Source organism: Mycolicibacterium pyrenivorans, assembly GCF_025821625.1.
In the GTDB taxonomy this organism is placed as follows: Bacteria; Actinomycetota; Actinomycetes; order Mycobacteriales; family Mycobacteriaceae; genus Mycobacterium; species Mycobacterium pyrenivorans.
In genome coordinates this window covers 35,454-54,872 of record NZ_JACKSH010000277.1, presented here as the reverse complement: position 1 = coordinate 54,872, position 19,419 = coordinate 35,454, and the positions used below count along the sequence as shown (strand labels likewise).

Below are 19,419 nucleotides of genomic sequence, written 5' to 3'. Positions count from 1 at the left end.
CGCCGTCGGTGTCGGTGGTGGTGACGGTCCAGCCGGGGGCTTCTTTGGTGTAGTTGCAGGCTTCGCAATCACCCAACCCGTTGAGTGCGCTGGTCGGCCCGCCGTCGCGGTCGGGGGTGGCGTGGTCGCAGTGCCGGATCGGGGCGTTGCAGAACGGGGTCCGGCACCGCTGATCGCGCAACCGGAGGAAGGCGGCCANCGCTTTCGGGAAAATCCTCGCCCGGGATTCCATGGCCACCAGTTGCCCGGAGTTCGGGTGGCGGTAGAGCCGCCGCAGCGTGGCCTTCACCGCCTTGTCGGCGACGGCGTCACCGGTGAGTCGGCGGGCGAACCCCGCCGGGATGGGTCCGAAGCCGGCCAGCCAGGCCGGTTCGTGATCGTCGCCGGCCAGGGTGGTGTCGGCCATCACCAGGTTCAGCGCCACCGGCACGGGTTGTTCGGCCGGGCGGCCGGTGAGGCGTTGGTAGGCGGTGTCGGCCATCACCTGCCCCCGGGAGCGCCCGTCACAGCTCACGTCGGCTTCGCGTTTGAGTGCGGCGAACGAGGCGTTGGTAGGCGGTGTCGGCCATCACCTGCCCCCGGGAGCGCCCGTCACAGCTCACGTCGGCTTCGCGTTTGAGTGCGGCGAACACCGCCACCCCCTGCTGCACCGGCAACAGGATGGTCACGTAGGTCATGGTGTCGGGGGCCGGGCGGATCCACACCCACGATCGGCGGCGGCTTTGGCTGAGCGGGCCACCACCGCGGCGGCGTCGAGGCGGGCGGCGATCCTCTTGGCTTCGGCCTCGACCCGGTCGTTGTCCACACCCACGATCGGCGGCGGCTTTGGCTGAGCGGGCCACCACCGCGGCGGCGTCGAGGCGGGCGGCGATCCTCTTGGCTTCGGCCTCGACCCGGTCGTTACCCCAGCCCGCCAACTCCGTGACCTCAGCGCACAGTTCGGCGTCCAACGCGCGGCGATGCTCGACGCTCAGGCAGGCTGATTGTTTGACGATCAGGGTGGCCCGCCACTCCGAGAGCACCCCCGACTCGAGCGCGGCCAGGGTGTGGGGCATCTCGTGCACCAGCGCCTGGGCGAACCCGAGGTGCCGGTTCCCGCACGTCGGGGCGTCATGGCGGGCCAACGCCACCTCCGACGCCAACCCCATGCCACGTTTGCGGGCCGGAACCCCGGCGGCCTCCTCGGCAGCGCGGCGTTTAGCAGCCCACAACGCCGTCACCCGCGCTTGGGCCGCCGCCGCCACACACTTCAGCTGTTCGAAACGTTCCACCGCGGACCGCAGGTCAGCCTCACCCGCCCCCGGATCAATATCGAACAAACTTTCGAACATGAACCCAGGCTAGAACACAGCCCCGACAACTCGCGGCTACGCCTCCAGCGCCTCGTAGGTGCGCCGAACGAACTTGGGCTGCGCGCTCTGCAGTTTCGCCAACGACGTGTTGCCGGCGACGGCGGCGGCCGCGTCGACGGACAGGCTGGGCATGTTCTGGATGAGGTAGACCAGGATCACGTCTGCCGACGGGTCGGCCTGCCACCACGTGCCGTAGGCGCCGGGCCAGGAGAACGTTCCGAGACCGCCGGGTCCGTAAAGCTGGCGGGACCTCGCCGGGTCGGTCACCACCGAAAGGTTCAGGCCGAAGCCACGCCCGACCCAGAACGGCGCGCCCAGGAAGTCCTGACGCTTCTGCTCCTCTGTCAGTCGGTCGGTGCGCATCCACTGCACCGACTCCTCCGACAGCACCCGGACGCCGTCGAGCGTGCCCCCCGCGAGCAGCATGCGGGCGAAGCGCAGATAGTCGTCCACCGTCGACCACAGTCCGGCCCCACCTGTACAGAACGGCGGATCCATGATGGGGGCGGGGCCCATCACGTCGTGACGCAGCTTGTTGTCGCTGTCGAGCTGGTACATCGTCGCGGCCCGGCGCCTGCCGGTGGCCCCGACGTGAAACCCGGTGTCCGACATGCCCAATGGCCCCAACACCCGGTCCTTGAGCACGTCGCTCAACGGCCTGCCCTCGATGCGCGACAGCAGGATGCCCAGGACGTCGGTGGCGTGGCTGTATGTCAGGCGTTCACCCGGCTGATGAACGAGGGGGAGCTCGGCGAGCTCGGAGAGCCACCGGTCCTGATCCTGGCGGGTGGGCAGCTTGCGGTAGGCCTCCGACAGGGGGCCGAGCACCGAGAACATGTAGGCCAACCCACTGCGGTGCGTCATCAGATCCTCGACCGTGATGTGGCGCTGCGCAGGAACCGTGCGGTCCAGCGGACCGCGGAGATCCACCAGCACCCGCATGTCCGCCAGTTCGGGCAGCCACGTCGCGACCCGATCGGAGAGTGTGAGCTTGCCCTCCTCTATCAGTGACATCGCCGCTGCCACGGTCACGGGTTTGGTCATCGAGGCGATACGGAAGATGGTGTCGCGCTGCATCGGCAGCTGCGCCTCGACATCCCGGTACCCCAGCTCGTTGACCTGGAGCACCTCACCTGATCGCCAGACCAGCGTCACCGCTCCGGCCAACAGTCCGGCGTCGATCGCTTCGACGATGGACGCCTTGTTGCGGTCGAGGTTCATCGCGCCAGATTAGGTCAGCGGTTCCTCGGTCGGTGAACCGAGTGCCCGCCGGTCGGAGTCCTCGAGGAGTAGGTGCTAAGCTCCCCGCAGTTTTTCGACATCCTTTAACGATCCGTCCCGTGAGGCGGAGAAGGAGGTCCTGCTCACTCGTGGGCTCGCCCGACAGCGCTGATCCTGACGCCGGTAGTCAGGACCGGGAACTGATGTCCGCAGCGGACGTCAACCGCACGATTGCTCGCATCGCTCACCAGATCATCGAGAAGACCGCGCTCGACGGTCCCGACGCTCCCCGAGTGGTCCTCCTGGGCATCCCGACCCGCGGGGTCACCCTCGCCACCCGCCTTGCCCGCAACATCGCCGAGTTCAGCGGCGCACAAGTCGCGCATGGTGCTCTGGACATCACGCTCTACCGCGACGACCTGATGAGCAAGCCACAGCGCGCGCTCGCGGAGACCTCGATTCCCGACGGCGGCATCGACGGTGCGCTGGTCATCCTCGTCGACGACGTCCTGTACTCCGGCCGATCGGTGCGCTCGGCGCTGGACGCGCTGCGTGATCTCGGCCGTCCGCGGGCGGTGCAGTTGGCCGTGCTGGTGGACCGCGGGCACCGGGAGTTGCCGATCCGCGCCGACTACGTCGGCAAGAACGTGCCGACCTCGCGCGCCGAGAACGTCAAGGTTCGGTTGACCGAGGACGACGGGCACGACGGGGTCCGGATCGCACCGTACGGAGGGCCTCCAAGGTGAAACATCTGCTGGCTGCGGCCGACCTGAGCCGTGACGACGCCACCGCGATCCTCGACAACGCCGACCACTTCCGGGAGGCGCTGCTGGGCCGCGAGGTCAAGAAGCTGCCCACGCTGCGAGGGCGCACCATCATCACGATGTTCTACGAGAACTCCACCCGCACCCGGGTGTCGTTCGAGGTGGCAGGCAAGTGGATGAGCGCCGACGTCATCAACGTCAGTGCGTCGGGATCCTCTGTGGCCAAGGGAGAGTCGCTGCGCGACACCGCGCTGACCCTGCGCGCCGCAGGGGCCGACGCGCTGATCGTGCGGCATCCGGCTTCCGGCGCCGCCCAGCAGCTGGCCGCATGGACGCTCGACGAGCACGGCGGGCCGTCGGTCATCAACGCCGGCGACGGCACGCACGAACACCCGACGCAGGCCCTGCTGGACGCGTTGACGATCAGACAGCGGCTCGGCTCCGTCGAGGGCAAGCGCGTGGTGATCGTCGGCGACGTCCTGCACAGCCGGGTGGCCCGGTCCAACGTCGCGCTGCTGCACACGCTCGGCGCTGAGGTGGTGCTCGTCGCACCGCCGACGCTGCTGCCGATCGGTGTCGGCGGGTGGCCGGTGACGATCAGCCACGACATCGACGCCGAACTCCCGCTGGCCGATGCCGTGCTGATGCTGCGCGTGCAGGCCGAGCGGATGAACGGCGGATTCTTCCCGTCCTCGCGGGAGTACTCGGTGCGATACGGACTGTCCGAGAAACGCCAGGCGATGCTGGCCGAACACGCGGTGGTGCTGCACCCCGGCCCGATGCTGCGCGGCATGGAGATCGCCCACTCGGTCGCGGACTCACCGCAATCCGCGGTGCTGCAACAGGTTTCCAACGGCGTGCATGTTCGGATGGCGGTGCTGTTCCACCTGCTCGTCGGGTCCGAGCTGGGGGCACCTCCCGCTCGCGGGGGAGAGGCGATCAGCGCATGACCGTTCTCATCAAGGGTGTCCGGCTCTATGGCGAGGGCAAAGCCGTCGACGTGCTGGTCGACAACGGCCAGATCGCGGCCATCGGCACCGACGTCCGCGCACCCGACGGCGCGGACATCATCGATGCCGACGGCCAGATCCTGCTGCCGGGGTTCGTCGACCTGCACACCCACCTTCGTGAGCCCGGCCGTGAGTATGCCGAGGACATCGAAACCGGTTCGGCCGCAGCCGCTCTCGGCGGATACACGGCCGTGTTCGCGATGGCCAACACCGATCCGGTCGCTGACAGCGCGGTGGTCACCGACCACGTGTGGCACCGCGGCCAGCAGGTCGGCCTCGTCGACGTGCACCCGGTCGGCGCGGTCACCGTCGGCCTGGGCGGCAAGCAACTGACCGAGATGGGGCTGATGGCCGCCGGCGTCGGGCAGGTCCGGATGTTCTCCGACGACGGTGTGTGCGTGGACGACCCGCTGGTGATGCGCCGCGCGCTGGAGTATGCGACCGGCCTCGGGGTGCTGATCGCCCAGCACGCCGAAGAGCCCCGCCTGACCGTCGGCGCCGTCGCACACGAAGGGCCGAACGCCGCCAAGCTCGGGCTGACGGGCTGGCCGCGCGCCGCCGAGGAGTCGATCGTAGTCCGCGACGCACTGCTGGCCCGGGACGCCGGCGCCCGCGTGCACATCTGCCACGCCTCCACCGCGGGCACTGTCGAACTCCTGAGATGGGCCAAGGAGCAGGGCATTTCGATCACCGCGGAGGTCACGCCGCATCATCTGCTGCTCGACGACACCAGGCTCCACACCTACGACGGCCGCAACCGGGTGAACCCTCCGTTGCGCGAGGCCGACGACGCGGTCGCGCTGCGCCAGGCTCTCGCCGACGGCGTCATCGACTGCGTGGCCACCGATCACGCACCCCATGCCGAGCACGAGAAGATGTGCGAGTTCGCCAACGCCCGCCCCGGCATGCTGGGGTTGCAGACGGCGCTGTCGGTGGTCGTCGAGACGATGGTCACGCCCGGCCTTCTGACGTGGCGCGACGTCGCCCGCGTGATGAGTGAGGGCCCCGCCCGCATCGTCGGATTGCCCGATCAGGGCAGGCCGTTGGAGGTGGGGGAACCGGCGAACCTGACCGTGGTCGATCCCGACGCCACGTGGACGGTCACCGGCCCCGCGCTGGCAAGTCGGTCGGACAACACGCCGTACGAGGACATGGAACTGCCTGCGGTGGTCACGGCGACGATGCTGCGCGGCAGGCTCACCGCCCGCGATGGAAAGGTGCGTCCGTGAACACCCCGACGCTGGTGACGTCGCTGGTCATGGCCGCGCTGCTGGTGGTGCTGATCGCGGTGCTGATCCAGGCGATGATGCGCGGGTGGCGGCGCCGCGCGCGCTGGCAAGCCGAGATCGTCGGCACGCTGCCGCCGCTGCCCGACATCGTCGGCCCGGTGATCGTCCCCGCGACCAAGGGCCTCTACGTCGGCAGCACCCTGGCTCCGCATTGGAACGACCGGGTCGCCGCGGGCGATCTCGGGTACCGCGCCAAGGCCGTCCTGAGCCGCTACCCGGAAGGAATCATGTTGCAGCGCACGGGCGCCGGACCGATCTGGATACCCGACGACGCGATCGTCGACATCCGATGCGAGAAGAACCTGGCGGGCAAGGTGATCACGCACGAGGGCATCCTGGCGATCCGCTGGCGGCTGCCCTCCGGCGCGGAGATCGACACCGGATTTCGCGCCGACGACCGCCGTGACTACTCAAAATGGCTTCCGGAGGAGGTCGCATGACCGCACGCAAAGCTCTCCTGGTGCTCGAAGACGGACGCATCTTCACCGGGACGGAGTTCGGGGCGGTCGGTGAGACGCTGGGCGAGGCCGTGTTCTCCACCGGCATGTCGGGCTACCAGGAGACGCTGACCGATCCCAGCTATCACCGCCAGATCGTGGTGGCGACGGCGCCGCAGATCGGCAACACCGGGTGGAATCTCGAGGACGGCGAGAGCCGCGGCGACAAGATCTGGGTGGCCGGTTACGCCGTGCGCGATCCCTCACCGCGGGCGTCGAACTGGCGCGCCACCGGAACGCTCGAAGACGAACTGATCCGCCAGGGGATCGTCGGCATCGCGGGCATCGACACCCGTGCGGTGGTGCGCCACCTGCGTAGTCGCGGTTCGATGAAGGCGGGCGTGTTCAGTGGCGACGCACTGGCCGGTGCCGAGGAACTGGTTTCCCGGGTGCGCGGCCAGGCGGCGATGCTCGGTGCGGACCTGGCGGGCGAGGTCAGCACCCACGGCAGCTATGTCGTCGAACCCGAAGGGCCGCACAGGTTCACCGTCGCCGCCCTCGATCTCGGTATCAAGACCAACACCCCGCGCAACTTCACCAAGCGCGGTGTCCGCACGCATGTGCTGCCGTCCTCGGTCAGCTTCGGCGAGATCGCCGGACTGCACCCGGACGGGGTGTTCCTGTCCAACGGCCCGGGGGATCCGGCCACCGCCGACCACGTGGTGGCGGTGACCCGGGAGGTGCTCGGCGCCGGAATCCCGCTGTTCGGCATCTGCTTCGGCAACCAGATCCTCGGCCGTGCGCTGGGCCGCTCCACCTACAAGATGACGTTCGGGCACCGCGGCATCAACATCCCGGTGATGGACCACGCCACGGGCCGGGTGGCGATCACCGCCCAGAATCACGGCTTCGCCCTCGAGGGGGAGGCCGGCGAGGAGTTCGATACGCCGTTCGGGCGCGCGATGGTGAGCCACACCTGCGCCAACGACGGTGTGGTCGAGGGGATCAAGCTGGTCAGCGGTCGGGCGTTCTCGGTGCAGTATCACCCCGAGGCGGCCGCTGGTCCCCGCGACGCCGAGTACCTGTTCGATCAGTTCGTCGACCTGATGGCGGGAGAGAAATGATGCCCGAACCGCGCCGAAATTGCATTCCAGCAGGCGTCTTCTCGCACTTTCTCTGTTGGAATGCAATTCCGGCGATCAGTAGGAGTGACTAGATGCCGCGTCGCACAGACCTCAACCACGTTCTGGTCATCGGGTCCGGCCCGATCGTCATCGGACAGGCCTGCGAGTTCGACTACTCGGGCACCCAGGCGTGCCGCGTGCTGCGGGCCGAAGGCCTTCAAGTCAGCCTGGTCAACTCCAACCCGGCCACGATCATGACCGATCCGGAGTTCGCCGATCACACCTATGTCGAGCCCATCACGGCGGCGTTCGTGGAGAAGATCTTCGCCCAGCAGGCCGAGCGGGGCAACAAGATCGACGCCCTGTTGGCGACGCTCGGCGGGCAGACCGCACTGAACACCGCGGTCAAACTCTACGAGAACGGCGCCCTCGACAGGTACGGCGTCGAGCTGATCGGCGCCGACTTCGAGGCCATCCAGCGGGGCGAGGATCGGCAGAAGTTCAAGGACATCGTCAGCAAGGTCGGTGGCGAATCGGCGCGCAGCCGAGTCTGTTTCACGATGGATGAGGTCCGGGAGACGGTCGCCGACCTCGGCCTGCCCGTGGTGGTGCGACCGAGCTTCACGATGGGCGGTCTCGGTTCCGGCATGGCCTACTCGGCCGAGGAGGTCGAGCGGATGGCAGGCGAGGGCCTCGCTGCCTCCCCCTCGGCCAACGTCCTGATCGAGGAATCCATCTACGGATGGAAGGAATACGAACTCGAACTGATGCGCGACGGCCGCGACAACGTCGTGGTGGTCTGCTCGATCGAGAACGTCGACCCGATGGGCGTGCACACCGGTGACTCGGTGACCGTCGCGCCGGCGATGACGCTGACCGATCGCGAGTACCAGACGATGCGCACGCTGGGCATCGACATCCTGCGCGAGGTCGGCGTGGACACCGGCGGCTGCAACATCCAGTTCGCGGTCAACCCGTCCGACGGCAGGCTGATCGTCATCGAGATGAACCCCCGCGTCTCGCGGTCCAGCGCGCTGGCGTCGAAGGCGACCGGGTTCCCGATCGCCAAGATCGCCGCCAAGCTGGCGATCGGCTACACGCTCGACGAGATCGTCAACGACATCACCAAGGAGACGCCCGCCTGCTTCGAGCCGACACTCGACTACGTGGTGGTCAAGGCCCCTCGGTTCGCGTTCGAGAAGTTCCCCGGCGCCGACACCACGTTGACCACCACCATGAAATCGGTCGGCGAGGCGATGTCGTTGGGCCGCAACTTCATCGAGGCGCTCGGCAAGGTGATGCGTTCTCTGGAGACCAAGCGGGCCGGCTTCTGGACCGGGCCGGACCCCGAGGGTGACCTCACCGAGGTGCTCGAGCGGCTGCACACACCCACCGACGGCCGGCTCTACGACATCGAGTACGCGCTGCGGCTCGGCGGCACCGTCGAGGACGTGGCGAAGGCCTCCGGGGTCGACCCGTGGTTCGTCGAGCAGATCGCCGGGCTGATCGAGCTGCGCACCGAGGTGATCGACGCGCCGGTCCTGGAAGCCGAGTTGCTGCGCCGCAGCAAGCACCACGGCCTGTCCGACCGCCAGATCGCCGCGCTGCGGCCGGAATTGGCCGGCGAGATGGGCGTTCGGTCGCTGCGGCAGCGGCTGGGGATCCACCCGGTGTTCAAGACGGTGGACACCTGCGCGGCCGAGTTCGAGGCCAAGACCCCCTACCACTACAGCAGCTACGAGCTGGATCCCGCCGCCGAGACCGAGGTCGCGCCCCAGGCCGAACGGCCGAAGGTGCTGATCCTCGGATCCGGGCCCAACCGCATCGGGCAGGGGATCGAGTTCGACTACAGCTGTGTGCACGCCGCGACCACGCTGAGTGCCGCGGACGTGAGGAGCGAATGGGGTGATGCCGGGTTCGAGACGGTGATGATCAACTGCAACCCCGAGACGGTGTCCACCGACTACGACACCGCCGACCGGCTGTACTTCGAACCGTTGACGTTCGAGGACGTCCTGGAGATCTACTACGCCGAGCAGGAATCCGGCAGAGGTGGGCCAGGCGTCGTCGGCGTCATCGTTCAGCTCGGTGGTCAGACCCCGCTGGGCCTGGCCGAACGGCTGGAGAAGGCCGGGGTACCGATCGTCGGCACCAAACCCGAGGCCATCGACCTGGCCGAGGACCGCGGCCGGTTCGGGGAGGTGCTGACCAACGCAGGTCTGCCCGCCCCGAAGTTCGGCATGGCGACCAGCTTCGACCAGGCTCGCAAGATCGCCGCCGACATCGGCTACCCGGTCCTGGTGCGGCCGTCCTACGTCCTCGGCGGGCGCGGCATGGAGATCGTGTACGACGACGAAACCCTCGAGGGCTACATCACCCGGGCCACCGAACTGTCTCCCGAGCACCCGGTGATGGTCGACCGTTTCCTCGAGGACGCGATCGAGATCGACGTGGATGCCCTCTGCGATGGCAGCGAGGTGTACATCGGCGGCGTGATGGAGCACATCGAGGAAGCCGGCATCCACTCCGGGGACTCGGCGTGCGCGCTGCCGCCGGTCACGTTGGGCCGCAGCGACATCGAGGCGGTGCGCCGGGCGACCGAAGCCATCGCGTTCGGAGTCGGAGTGGTCGGACTGCTCAACGTGCAGTACGCGCTCAAGGACGACGTGCTCTACGTCCTGGAGGCCAACCCGCGGGCCAGTCGCACCGTGCCGTTCGTGTCCAAAGCCACGGCAGTCCCACTGGCGAAAGCGTGCGCGCGGATCATGCTGGGCGCCACCATCGCCGAGCTTCGCGAGGAAGGGGTGCTGGCACGCACCGGTGACGGTGGCACCACCGCACGCAATGCCCCGGTCGCGGTCAAGGAGGCCGTGCTGCCGTTCCACCGGTTCCGCAAGGCCGACGGCACGCAGATCGACTCGCTGCTCGGGCCCGAGATGAAGTCCACCGGCGAGGTGATGGGCATCGACCGCGACTTCGGCAGCGCGTTCGCCAAGAGCCAGACCGCCGCCTACGGTTCGCTGCCTGCGCAGGGCACCGTGTTCGTCTCGGTGGCCAACCGCGACAAACGCTCGCTGGTGTTCCCCGTCAAGCGCCTCGCCGATCTGGGCTTCCGCGTGCTGGCCACTGAGGGGACGGCGGAGATGTTGCGGCGCAACGGGATTCCGTGCGACGAGGTGCGCAAACACTTCGAGTCTCCCAGTCCGGACAGGCCCGCACTGTCGGCGGTGGACGCGATCCGGGCGGGTGAGATCGACATGGTGATCAACACCCCGTACGGCAACTCCGGACCCCGCATCGACGGCTACGAGATCCGATCGGCCGCGGTGTCGATGAACATCCCCTGCGTGACCACTGTGCAGGGCGCTTCGGCGGCGGTGCAGGGCATCGAGGCGGGCATCCGCGGCGACATCGGCGTGATGTCGCTGCAGGAGCTGCACAGCACGTTGGGCTCCTGACGATGGGCGGGTTCGGTGACCGCCTGTCCAGTGCGATGGTGCAGCGGGGCCCGCTGTGCCTGGGCATCGATCCGCACCCCGGCCTGCTGAGTGCGTGGGGGTTGAGCCTCGACGCCGACGGCCTGGCCCGGTTCAGCGACGCCTGCGTGGCGGCGTTCGCGGACTTCGCCGTCGTCAAGCCTCAGGTGGCGTTCTTCGAGGCGTACGGGTCGGCGGGGTATGCGGTGCTCGAACGCACCATCGCCGCGCTGCGCGAAGCGGGGGTGCTGGTGCTCGCCGACGCCAAACGCGGAGACATCGGCTCGACGATGGCCGCCTACGCCGACGCCTGGGCAGGGGACTCGCCACTGGCTTCGGACGCCGTGACCGCCTCGCCGTATCTGGGCTTCGGGTCGCTGCAGCCGCTGCTGGACAAGGCGCAGCAGAACGACCGCGGTGTCTTCGTGCTGGCCGCGACGTCCAACCCCGAGGGCGCGTCGGTGCAGCGCGCCATCGGGGCAGGGGAGGCCGGCGGACGCACGGTGGGCCAGTCGATCGTCGACGCGGCGGCCGCGGTCAACGGCACCGGGCGGCCCGGCTCGGTCGGTGTCGTCGTCGGCGCGACGCTGAGCGACCCGCCCGACGTCAGCGCCCTCAACGGGCCGGTGCTCGTCCCGGGTGTGGGCGCCCAGGGTGGGCGGCCCGAGGCGCTCGCCGGCCTGGGAGGGGCGCTGCCGGGGCAGTTGCTGCCGGCGGTGTCGCGCGAGGTGCTGCGGGCCGGGCCGGACCTCGCCTCCCTGCGTGAAGCGGCCGAGCGGATGCGCGAGGCCGTCGGCTACCTCAACCAGGGATTGGTGTGACCGTCTTCGGGGTCGAGCGACCGCGCCAGGCCCTGCAGCGGTCGCCGCGACACGCCCGAGGCGCGGTGACCAGGCAAAATTTCTCTGTTTGTCGGGCTCAGCAGGGTCCTGCGCCGGCCAGAGACGGCGCCGGCGAGGCTTGATTTTCGCCGAGGACCGGCGAATACCCTTGATATGCAGGGCGTTTAGCCGTTCTTGCGGTTGCCGCTGCTGCGTGGCGACGTTCGGGCGCGACCCAGGTGACCGCCGAGTAGCGCCCTACACGCTGGGCTTTTGACCCGGTAACAGGGGGGGTGGGGTTAGCTTTCGTCAGCCTGCGTGGGTACGGTCGTGCACGCTGGCTGGTTCTGGACCAGCCGAGACAAAATCAGATGATGGTGACGAGACGGAGGAACCCGTGGCCCTTCCCCAGTTGACCGACGAACAGCGCGCGGCAGCGTTGGAGAAGGCTGCTGCCGCACGTCGAGCACGTGCCGAGCTCAAGGATCGACTCAAGCGCGGCGGCACCAACCTCAAGCAGGTTCTCAAGGACGCCGAGACCGACGAGGTCTTGGGCAAGATGAAGGTCTCCGCACTGCTGGAGGCCCTGCCCAAGGTCGGCAAGGTCAAGGCTCAGGAGATCATGACCGAGCTGGAGATCGCACCGACCCGCCGCCTGCGCGGCCTCGGCGATCGTCAGCGCAAGGCCCTGCTGGAAAAGTTCGACTTCACCTCTTAAGAGAGGTTGTGAGCGAAGGTAGAGGGCCGGACCGCCTCACGGCTTCGGTCGTGGTGCTGTCCGGCCCATCTGCCGTCGGCAAGTCGACCGTCGTCCGGTGCCTCCGAGAGCGGATCCCTGACCTGCACTTCAGTGTGTCGGTGACCACTCGCGCGCCGCGTCCCGGCGAAGTGGACGGCGTGGACTACACCTTTGTGACGGAGAAGCAGTTCCAGCGGCTCATCGATCAGGGTGCCCTGCTGGAATGGGCCGAGATCCACGGAGGTCTGCACCGTTCCGGGACGCCCGCGGCTCCGGTGCGGGTGGCCGCCGCTGCCGGCCACCCGGTCCTGATCGAGGTCGATCTCGCAGGAGCGCGAGCCGTCAAGCAGGCGATGCCCGAGGCGATCACCGTGTTCCTCGCCCCTCCGAACTGGGAGGCGCTGGAGAGCCGCCTGTCGGGCCGCGGCACCGAGTCCCCGGAAGCGATGGCCCGAAGGTTGCAGACCGCCAGGGCGGAATTGGCCGCCCAAGGTGACTTCGACAAGGTCGTCGTCAACAGTCAATTGGAGTCTGCGTGCGCGGAATTGGTATCCTTGCTGGTGGCCCACAGGCAGGTGCCGCGAGATCAACCCTGATCGCTGCCCGGCACTTCAGATTTTCGCAACAGATTCGTACCAACCGGAACCGCCAGGAGACCTTTTACGTGAGCACCCCGCACGCCGACACGCGGCTGGCAGCCGTCGACATCGACCCGACTGCCGCCAGCGCCTACGACACGCCGTTGGGCATCACCAACCCGCCCATCGACGAGTTGTTGGATCGCGCGTCGAGCAAGTACGCGCTGGTGATCTACGCCGCCAAACGCGCACGTCAGATCAACGATTACTACAACCAGCTCGGTGACGGGATCCTCGAGTACGTCGGCCCGCTGGTCGAGCCCGGCCTGCAGGAGAAGCCGCTGTCGATCGCGATGCGCGAGATCCACGGCGACCTGCTCGAGCACACCGAGGGTGAGGGCTAGGCCTCCGCTCTCATGGAGCGCAAGCGGATCATCGTCGGCGTCGCCGGTGGCATCGCCGCCTACAAGGCGGCCACGGTCGTCCGTCAGCTCACCGAGGCCGGACATTCGGTCCGCGTCGTCCCCACCGAATCGGCACTGCGGTTCATCGGTGCCGCCACCTTCGAGGCGCTGTCGGGCAATCCGGTGCACACCGGGGTGTTCGAGGACGTCCACGAGGTGCCGCACGTGCGCATCGGCCAGACCGCCGACCTTGTGGTCGTCGCGCCGGCCACCGCGGACCTGCTGGCCCGGGCAGTCGCGGGCCGAGCCGATGACCTGCTCACCGCGACGCTGCTGACGGCACGCTGTCCGGTGCTGTTCGCCCCGGCGATGCACACCGAGATGTGGTTGCACCCGGCGACCGTCGACAATGTCGCCACCCTGCGCCGCCGCGGCGCGGTCGTGATGGAGCCGGCGTCCGGCCGGTTGACCGGCGCCGACACCGGCCCCGGTCGATTGCCCGAGGCCGAAGAGATCAGCACCCTCGCACAACTGCTCCTCGACCGCGGTGACGCGCTCCCGTACGACCTGGCGGGGGTCAAGATTCTCGTGACCGCAGGTGGCACCCGCGAACCGATCGATCCCGTCCGGTTCATCGGTAACCGCAGCTCAGGAAAGCAGGGATACGCGATGGCCCGCGTGATGGCCCAGCGCGGCGCCGAGGTGACGCTGATCGCGGGCAACACCGCGGGCCTCATCGACCCCGCCGGCGTCGACGTCGTCCACGCCGGATCGGCCGCCCAGCTGCGCGACGCCGTCTCCAAGCACGCACCCGGCGCGAACGTCCTGGTCATGGCCGCCGCAGTCGCAGACTTCCGGCCCGCCCACCAGGCGACCAGCAAGATCAAGAAGGGCCCGGACGCCGCGGGTGATCCCGCGATCGAGTTGGTCCGCAACGACGACGTCCTCGCCGGCTCGGTTCGCGCCCGCACCGAGGGTCAGTTACCCAACATGAGGGCCATCGTGGGATTCGCCGCCGAGACCGGCGACGAGAACGGCGACGTGTTGTTCCATGCCCGCGCCAAACTCAAACGCAAGGGCTGCGATTTGCTCGTGGTCAACGCCGTCGGCGACAACCGCGCCTTCGAGGTCGATCACAACGACGGCTGGCTACTCACCGCCGCCGGAACCGAGTCGGCGCTGGAGCACGGTTCGAAGACTCTGATCGCCAGCCGTATTGTGGACGCGATCGTGGCGTTCCTGCACAGCGGCGGCGGGTAGGCCGCCGTGCCGTGCTCCTCCCGGCGGGGGTTGCCCTGCGCGTAAAGGTTGCGTGCAGCGCAGGCAACCGCTTGGGTGCAAGAGACAACGCGATGTAGCTGCAAGGGGCGGGACCATCGCGCCATGTATAAGTAGACTAACTAACTATCTCAAGAGGCTTGAGTGGAAGGGATCGACGTGAGTGAAGCTCGGCTGTTTACCAGTGAGTCGGTGACCGAGGGGCACCCAGACAAGATCTGCGACGCCATCAGCGACTCGGTGTTGGACGCCTTGCTGGCCGACGATCCCAAATCGCGCGTCGCGGTGGAGACGCTGGTGACGACGGGACAGGTGCACGTCGTCGGTGAGGTGACGACGACCGCCAAGAGCGCGTTCGCCGACATCACCAACACCGTTCGTGAGCGCATCCTCGAGATCGGCTACGACCACTCCGACAAGGGCTTCGACGGCCTCACCTGCGGTGTCAACATCGGCATCGGCGCACAGTCACCCGACATCGCCCAGGGCGTCGACACCGCACACGAGACCCGTGTCGAGGGCGCCGCGGATCCGCTGGACTCCCAGGGCGCCGGCGACCAGGGCCTGATGTTCGGCTACGCCATCGCCGACACCCCGGAACTGATGCCGCTGCCGATCGCGCTGGCGCACCGGCTGTCGCGCAAGCTCACCGAGGTCCGCAAGAACGGCACGCTCGACTACCTGCGCCCGGACGGCAAGACCCAGGTCACCGTCCAGTACGACGGCACCACGCCGGTCCGGCTGGACACGGTGGTGCTCTCCACCCAGCACGCCGACGGCATCGACCTCGAAAGCCAGTTGTCCCCGGACATCAAGCAACACGTCATCGACGCGGTGCTCACCGAGTTGGGCCACGCGACGCTGGACACCTCCTCGCCGCGGCTTCTCGTCAACCCGACCGGCAAGTTCGTGCTCGGCGGCCCGATGGGTGACGCCGGCCTGACCGGTCGCAAGATCATCGTCGACACCTACGGCGGGTGGGCCCGCCACGGCGGCGGCGCGTTCTCCGGCAAGGATCCGTCCAAGGTGGACCGCTCGGCGGCGTACGCGATGCGCTGGGTGGCCAAGAACGTCGTCGCCGCGGGCCTGGCGCAGCGCGTCGAGGTGCAGGTCGCCTACGCGATCGGCAAAGCGGCGCCGGTCGGCCTGTTCGTGGAGACGTTCGGCTCGGAGACCGTGGACCCGCTGAAGATCGAGAAGGCGATCGGCGAGGTATTCGACCTGCGGCCGGGTGCCATCATCCGCGACCTGGACCTGTTGCGCCCGATCTATGCGCCGACCGCCGCCTACGGGCACTTCGGCCGCACCGACATCGAGCTGCCGTGGGAGCAGGTCAACAAGGTCGACGAGCTCAAGGCCGCGGTCTAACCCAGCCGGGCGGCACTTCCGGGCTGCGACAGACCGCCAGTATCCTGCTGGGCGATGGCGCGAGAACGATCGAATAGCAGGGCTCGGCTCGGCCGTGGGCTGCAGAACGCGCTTCGGGGGCGGCGTGATCCGGCGCCGCTGGCCGGGCAGCGCAGCCGCACCCAGAACACCCTGGGTGATCTGCACACCCGCAAGGTTCTCGACCTGACCATCCGGCTCGCCGAGGTGATGCTGTCCTCCGGTTCGGGTACCGCGGACGTGGTCGCCACCGCACAGGACGTGGCACGGGCCTACCGGCTCACCGACTGCGTCGTCGACATCTTCGTCACCACTGTGTTCGTGTCGGCGCCGCCGACCGCGGACAGCCCGCCCGTCACCATCGTGCGCTCTGTGCAGGCCCGGTCGACCGACTACACCAGGGTCGCCGAACTCGACCGGTTGGTCGGCCGGATCACCTCCGGTGGCGTCACGGTCGACGAGGCGCACGCGGCGATGGACGAGGTCGCCGAGCGGCCGCACCCGTACCCGCGCTGGGTGGCGACAGCCGGGTGGGCGGGCTTCGCTCTGGGCATCGCGATGCTCTTCGGAGGCAACTGGCTGACGTGTGTCCTGGCTGCCGTCACCGCAGCGATGATCGACCGGGCCGGTCGGCTGTTGAACCGGATCGGGACCCCGTTCTTCTTCCAGCACGTGGTCGGGGCGATGATCGCGACCCTGGTGGCGGTCGCGGCCTACTACTTCGCCGGTCAGGGGCCGACCGCGCTGGTGGCCACCGGGATCGTGATGCTGCTTGCGGGCATGACGCTGGTCGGCGCGATGCAGGACGCCGTGACCGGATACATGCTCACCGCCGTCACCCGGCTCGGTGAGGCCGTGTTCCTGACCGCGGGGATCGTCGTCGGTATCCTGGCCGGTCTCCAGGTCGCCGAGATCCTAGGGGTGACAATCGAATTGCACGTCGATGCGACCGAGACCTTCATCATTCCGAACCGGCCGCTGACGATCTCCCTTGCGGTGGTCGGTGCGGCGCTGGCGGGCGCGTCGCTGACCGTGGCGAGTTACGCGCCGCTGCGGTCGGTTGTCATCGCCGGGATCACCGCCGGGGTGGCTGAGTCAGTACTGCTGGCCTTGAGCCGAGCGGGTTTCGGCCAGGTGGTCGCCAGCGGGATCGCCGCGGTGGGGGTCGGGGTCCTGGCGACGCTGATCTCGATCCGGCGGCAGGCGCCCGCACTGGTGACCGCGACCGCCGGCATCATGCCGATGCTGCCCGGCCTCGCGGTGTTCCGGGCGGTGTTCTACCTGGCGTCCGACGAGGACGTCGGCGACGGTCTGCGACAGTTGGTCGCGGCGGCCGCGGTGGCGCTGGCCCTCGGCAGCGGGGTGGTGCTGGGCGAGTTCCTCGGCTCGCCGCTGCGCTACCGGGCCGGCCGGATCGGTGAATTCCTGCGCGTCGAGGGGCCCCCCGGTCTCCGCCGCGCGGTGGGCGCGGTGGTGCATCTGCGGTCAGCGGAGGCCACGGCGCCCCCGACCGCCGGTGTCGCGCGAGGGCGAAGCGTCGCGCTGGAGCCGGCGCTGGGCGAGGACGCCGACAACGGAGAGCGCCCGCCGCCGGGGAACGGCGCGGGCGGCTAGCCTCACATCAGCGCGGCCCTCAAGGCGGTCACTCCGCGTTCGGTGGCCTCGGTGGCGGCAGGCACCACACCGGCGTACGCGACGTAGCCGTGCACCAGCGAGTCGGCATTGTGCAGTTCCACCGGCGTCCCGGCTTCGGTGAGCAGTTCGGCGTACCGGATCCCGTCGTCGCGCAGCGGATCGTGTCCGGCGACCGCGATGTAGGCAGGGGGCAGCCCCGTCAGGTCGCCGCGGGCGGGCACCAGGGTCGGCGGTGGCGCGGACAGGTCGGTGTCTCCGACGTACCACCGGGAGAAGCCCTTACATGCCTGCAGCGACAGGATCGGCGCGGCGGCGTTCTCGGTGAACGAGGGCAGCGAGGTGTCGAATGTCGTCGACGGATACCAGAGCAGCTGGAACCGCAGACCCATCCCGGCGTCGCGGGCCAGCTGTGCCATCACGGCGGCGAGGTTGCCCCCGGCGGAGTCACCGGCCACGGCCACGCGGTCGGGGTCGGCGCCGAGCTGATCGGCATGGCGCACCACCCACTGCGTGGCTGCCCACACATCGTCGACGGCAGCGGGAAACGGGTGCTCGGGTGCCAGCCGGTAGTCGACCGACACCACCACCGCCTCGGCGACCGCCGCGTGCAGGCGCGCCACCTCGTCGTAGGTGTCCAGGTCGCCCACCGACCATCCGCCGCCGTGGATGTAGATCACCGCAGGCAGCGCGGACCTCTGCGACGGCGGACGGTAGACGCGGACCGCGATCGGTCCGTCCGGGCCGTCGATGCTGCGGTCCTGCGCTGTCACATCGGGATGCATCGGCGTGCGGGGGAGTTCGGCGAAGCGCCTGCGGGCCTCCTCGGGGCCGCCGTCGGTCGTCAGCTGAAACGGAACCGCCTCGAGCACCTTCTGCAGCACGCCGTCAAGGGACATGGCACACACCGTACGCACCACGGCCCGCGTGGTCGGCGGGGGCGCACGTAGCCCCCCGAGACCGTGGGGTTTCGGGCGAGAATGGGCCAACCCCGTTCGAGAAATGAGGACCTGCGTTGAGGATTCTGCGACGTCGTTCGGTGGCGGCGGCCGGTCGGCAATCTGCACGGCCCATCTCCCTCGCGCCGTTGACGGTGCTGGAGCTCAGTCCGCCGGAACTCGTTGCCTGCGCAGCCGGTGCGGGCTACGACGGCGTCGGGTTGCGTCTGGTGCGCGCCACCGACGAGGAGCCGCTGCGTCCGACCATCGGGGACACACCGATGATCCGTGAGACCCGTAGCCGCCTGGACGACACCGGCCTGTCCGTGCTCGACATCGAAGTCCTGCGGCTCCGGCCGGACACTGTCGTGCGCGACGACTTCGGTCCCTTCCTGGAGACCGGCGCCTACCTCGGCGCCACCCAGGTTCTGGTGACCGGCAACGACACCGACCACTCGCGACTGGCCGACAATTTCGCCGAACTCGGCCGGTTCGCAAGGGATTTCGGTCTGGTGCCCAACCTCGAGCCGATGCCGTGGACCGACGTCCGTGACCTCGGCGAGGCGACGTCGATCCTGCGGCGCTGCGACGGCCGGGAGGCGGGGATGCTGGTCGACGCCCTCCATTACGACCGCACGCAGGCGACCCTCGACGATCTCGGGGCGCTGCCCCGGGAATGGATCCGCTACGTGCAGATCTGCGACGGCGTCTTCCCCCGCCCGACGTCGCTGGACGAATTGCGCCATCAGGGACGCAACGCACGCCTGCTTCCGGGTGAGGGATGTATCGACATCGTGGCCATGCTCCAGGCGCTGCCGTGCGTGCCGGTCAGCGTCGAGGCGCCGGTCCAGTGGCGGGCACCTGCCGGAGTGCGGGCCCGAGCCGCGTTGCGGGCGGCCCGCGGCGTCGTCTCGCTCGCCGACGCCGGTCGACTACCGTTGTCTGCGTGATCCGGTCTGGACAAGCCGAT

Annotated in this window: 16 protein-coding genes and 1 pseudogene; 14 read left to right on the top strand and 3 right to left on the bottom strand. The window is 68.9% G+C overall.

Going from position 1 to position 19,419, the window contains the following annotated elements:
* A pseudogene (locus H7I57_RS33920) lies at window positions 1–1,331 on the bottom strand (13E12 repeat family protein); the annotation flags it as partial.
* 36 nt (window positions 1,332–1,367) lie between these two features.
* The gene (locus H7I57_RS30450) at window positions 1,368–2,573 is read right to left on the bottom strand and encodes a serine hydrolase domain-containing protein (RefSeq protein ID WP_264028266.1); all 1,206 of its coding nucleotides are present in this window, start codon (window positions 2,571–2,573) and stop codon (window positions 1,368–1,370) included.
* Window positions 2,574–2,722: 149 nt separating this feature from the next.
* Between H7I57_RS30450 and pyrR the strand changes: the two genes are divergently transcribed.
* The 13 genes from pyrR (at window position 2,723) to H7I57_RS30385 (ending at window position 17,493) form a co-directional block, all read left to right on the top strand.
* Complete coding sequence (pyrR, locus tag H7I57_RS30445) at window positions 2,723–3,319, top strand: bifunctional pyr operon transcriptional regulator/uracil phosphoribosyltransferase PyrR (protein ID WP_264028265.1); 597 nt, start codon at window positions 2,723–2,725, stop codon at window positions 3,317–3,319.
* A complete protein-coding gene (locus H7I57_RS30440; protein ID WP_264028263.1) occupies window positions 3,316–4,287 on the top strand; it encodes an aspartate carbamoyltransferase catalytic subunit in 972 nt (323 codons plus the stop codon). The genes pyrR and H7I57_RS30440 overlap by 4 nt, the downstream gene beginning before the upstream one ends.
* On the top strand, window positions 4,284–5,576 hold the full coding sequence (locus H7I57_RS30435; protein WP_264028262.1) for a dihydroorotase: 1,293 nt from the start codon (window positions 4,284–4,286) through the stop codon (window positions 5,574–5,576). Before H7I57_RS30440 ends, H7I57_RS30435 begins: the two co-directional genes overlap by 4 nt.
* On the top strand, window positions 5,573–6,076 hold the full coding sequence (locus tag H7I57_RS30430) for a PH-like domain-containing protein (protein ID WP_264028261.1): 504 nt from the start codon (window positions 5,573–5,575) through the stop codon (window positions 6,074–6,076). The genes H7I57_RS30435 and H7I57_RS30430 overlap by 4 nt, the downstream gene beginning before the upstream one ends.
* On the top strand, window positions 6,073–7,197 hold the full coding sequence (carA, locus tag H7I57_RS30425) for a glutamine-hydrolyzing carbamoyl-phosphate synthase small subunit (protein ID WP_264028260.1): 1,125 nt from the start codon (window positions 6,073–6,075) through the stop codon (window positions 7,195–7,197). The genes H7I57_RS30430 and carA overlap by 4 nt, the downstream gene beginning before the upstream one ends.
* Window positions 7,198–7,289: 92 nt before the next feature.
* Window positions 7,290–10,655, top strand: coding sequence for a carbamoyl-phosphate synthase large subunit (carB, locus tag H7I57_RS30420; protein ID WP_264028259.1), 3,366 nt, complete (start codon window positions 7,290–7,292; stop codon window positions 10,653–10,655).
* Window positions 10,656–10,657: 2 nt separating this feature from the next.
* Window positions 10,658–11,494: an orotidine-5'-phosphate decarboxylase gene (gene pyrF, locus H7I57_RS30415; RefSeq protein WP_264028258.1), complete on the top strand. Its 837-nt coding sequence runs from the start codon at window positions 10,658–10,660 to the stop codon at window positions 11,492–11,494.
* Between the two features lie 397 nt (window positions 11,495–11,891).
* The gene (gene mihF, locus H7I57_RS30410; RefSeq protein ID WP_048631544.1) at window positions 11,892–12,212 is read left to right on the top strand and encodes an integration host factor, actinobacterial type; all 321 of its coding nucleotides are present in this window, start codon (window positions 11,892–11,894) and stop codon (window positions 12,210–12,212) included.
* A gap of 8 nt (window positions 12,213–12,220) precedes the next feature.
* Window positions 12,221–12,829, top strand: a complete 609-nt coding sequence (gmk, locus tag H7I57_RS30405) for a guanylate kinase (protein ID WP_264028257.1) — start codon at window positions 12,221–12,223, stop codon at window positions 12,827–12,829.
* Between the two features lie 68 nt (window positions 12,830–12,897).
* On the top strand, window positions 12,898–13,215 hold the full coding sequence (gene rpoZ, locus H7I57_RS30400; RefSeq protein WP_264028256.1) for a DNA-directed RNA polymerase subunit omega: 318 nt from the start codon (window positions 12,898–12,900) through the stop codon (window positions 13,213–13,215).
* Window positions 13,216–13,227: 12 nt separating this feature from the next.
* Window positions 13,228–14,475 carry a bifunctional phosphopantothenoylcysteine decarboxylase/phosphopantothenate--cysteine ligase CoaBC gene (coaBC, locus tag H7I57_RS30395; RefSeq protein ID WP_264028254.1) on the top strand — a complete coding sequence of 416 codons (1,248 nt, stop codon included), beginning with the start codon at window positions 13,228–13,230 and terminating at the stop codon, window positions 14,473–14,475.
* Window positions 14,476–14,652: 177 nt separating this feature from the next.
* Window positions 14,653–15,861 carry a methionine adenosyltransferase gene (metK, locus tag H7I57_RS30390; protein ID WP_264028253.1) on the top strand — a complete coding sequence of 403 codons (1,209 nt, stop codon included), beginning with the start codon at window positions 14,653–14,655 and terminating at the stop codon, window positions 15,859–15,861.
* A gap of 54 nt (window positions 15,862–15,915) precedes the next feature.
* Complete coding sequence (locus tag H7I57_RS30385) at window positions 15,916–17,493, top strand: threonine/serine exporter family protein (protein WP_264028252.1); 1,578 nt, start codon at window positions 15,916–15,918, stop codon at window positions 17,491–17,493.
* Between the two features lie 2 nt (window positions 17,494–17,495).
* Here the strand turns inward: H7I57_RS30385 and H7I57_RS30380 are convergent, their stop codons facing one another.
* The gene (locus H7I57_RS30380) at window positions 17,496–18,410 is read right to left on the bottom strand and encodes an alpha/beta hydrolase (protein WP_264028251.1); all 915 of its coding nucleotides are present in this window, start codon (window positions 18,408–18,410) and stop codon (window positions 17,496–17,498) included.
* Between the two features lie 116 nt (window positions 18,411–18,526).
* On the opposite strand from H7I57_RS30380, the gene H7I57_RS30375 reads away from it, so the two are divergent.
* Window positions 18,527–19,399 carry a sugar phosphate isomerase/epimerase family protein gene (locus tag H7I57_RS30375; RefSeq protein ID WP_264028250.1) on the top strand — a complete coding sequence of 291 codons (873 nt, stop codon included), beginning with the start codon at window positions 18,527–18,529 and terminating at the stop codon, window positions 19,397–19,399.
* Window positions 19,400–19,419 lie beyond the last annotated feature (20 nt).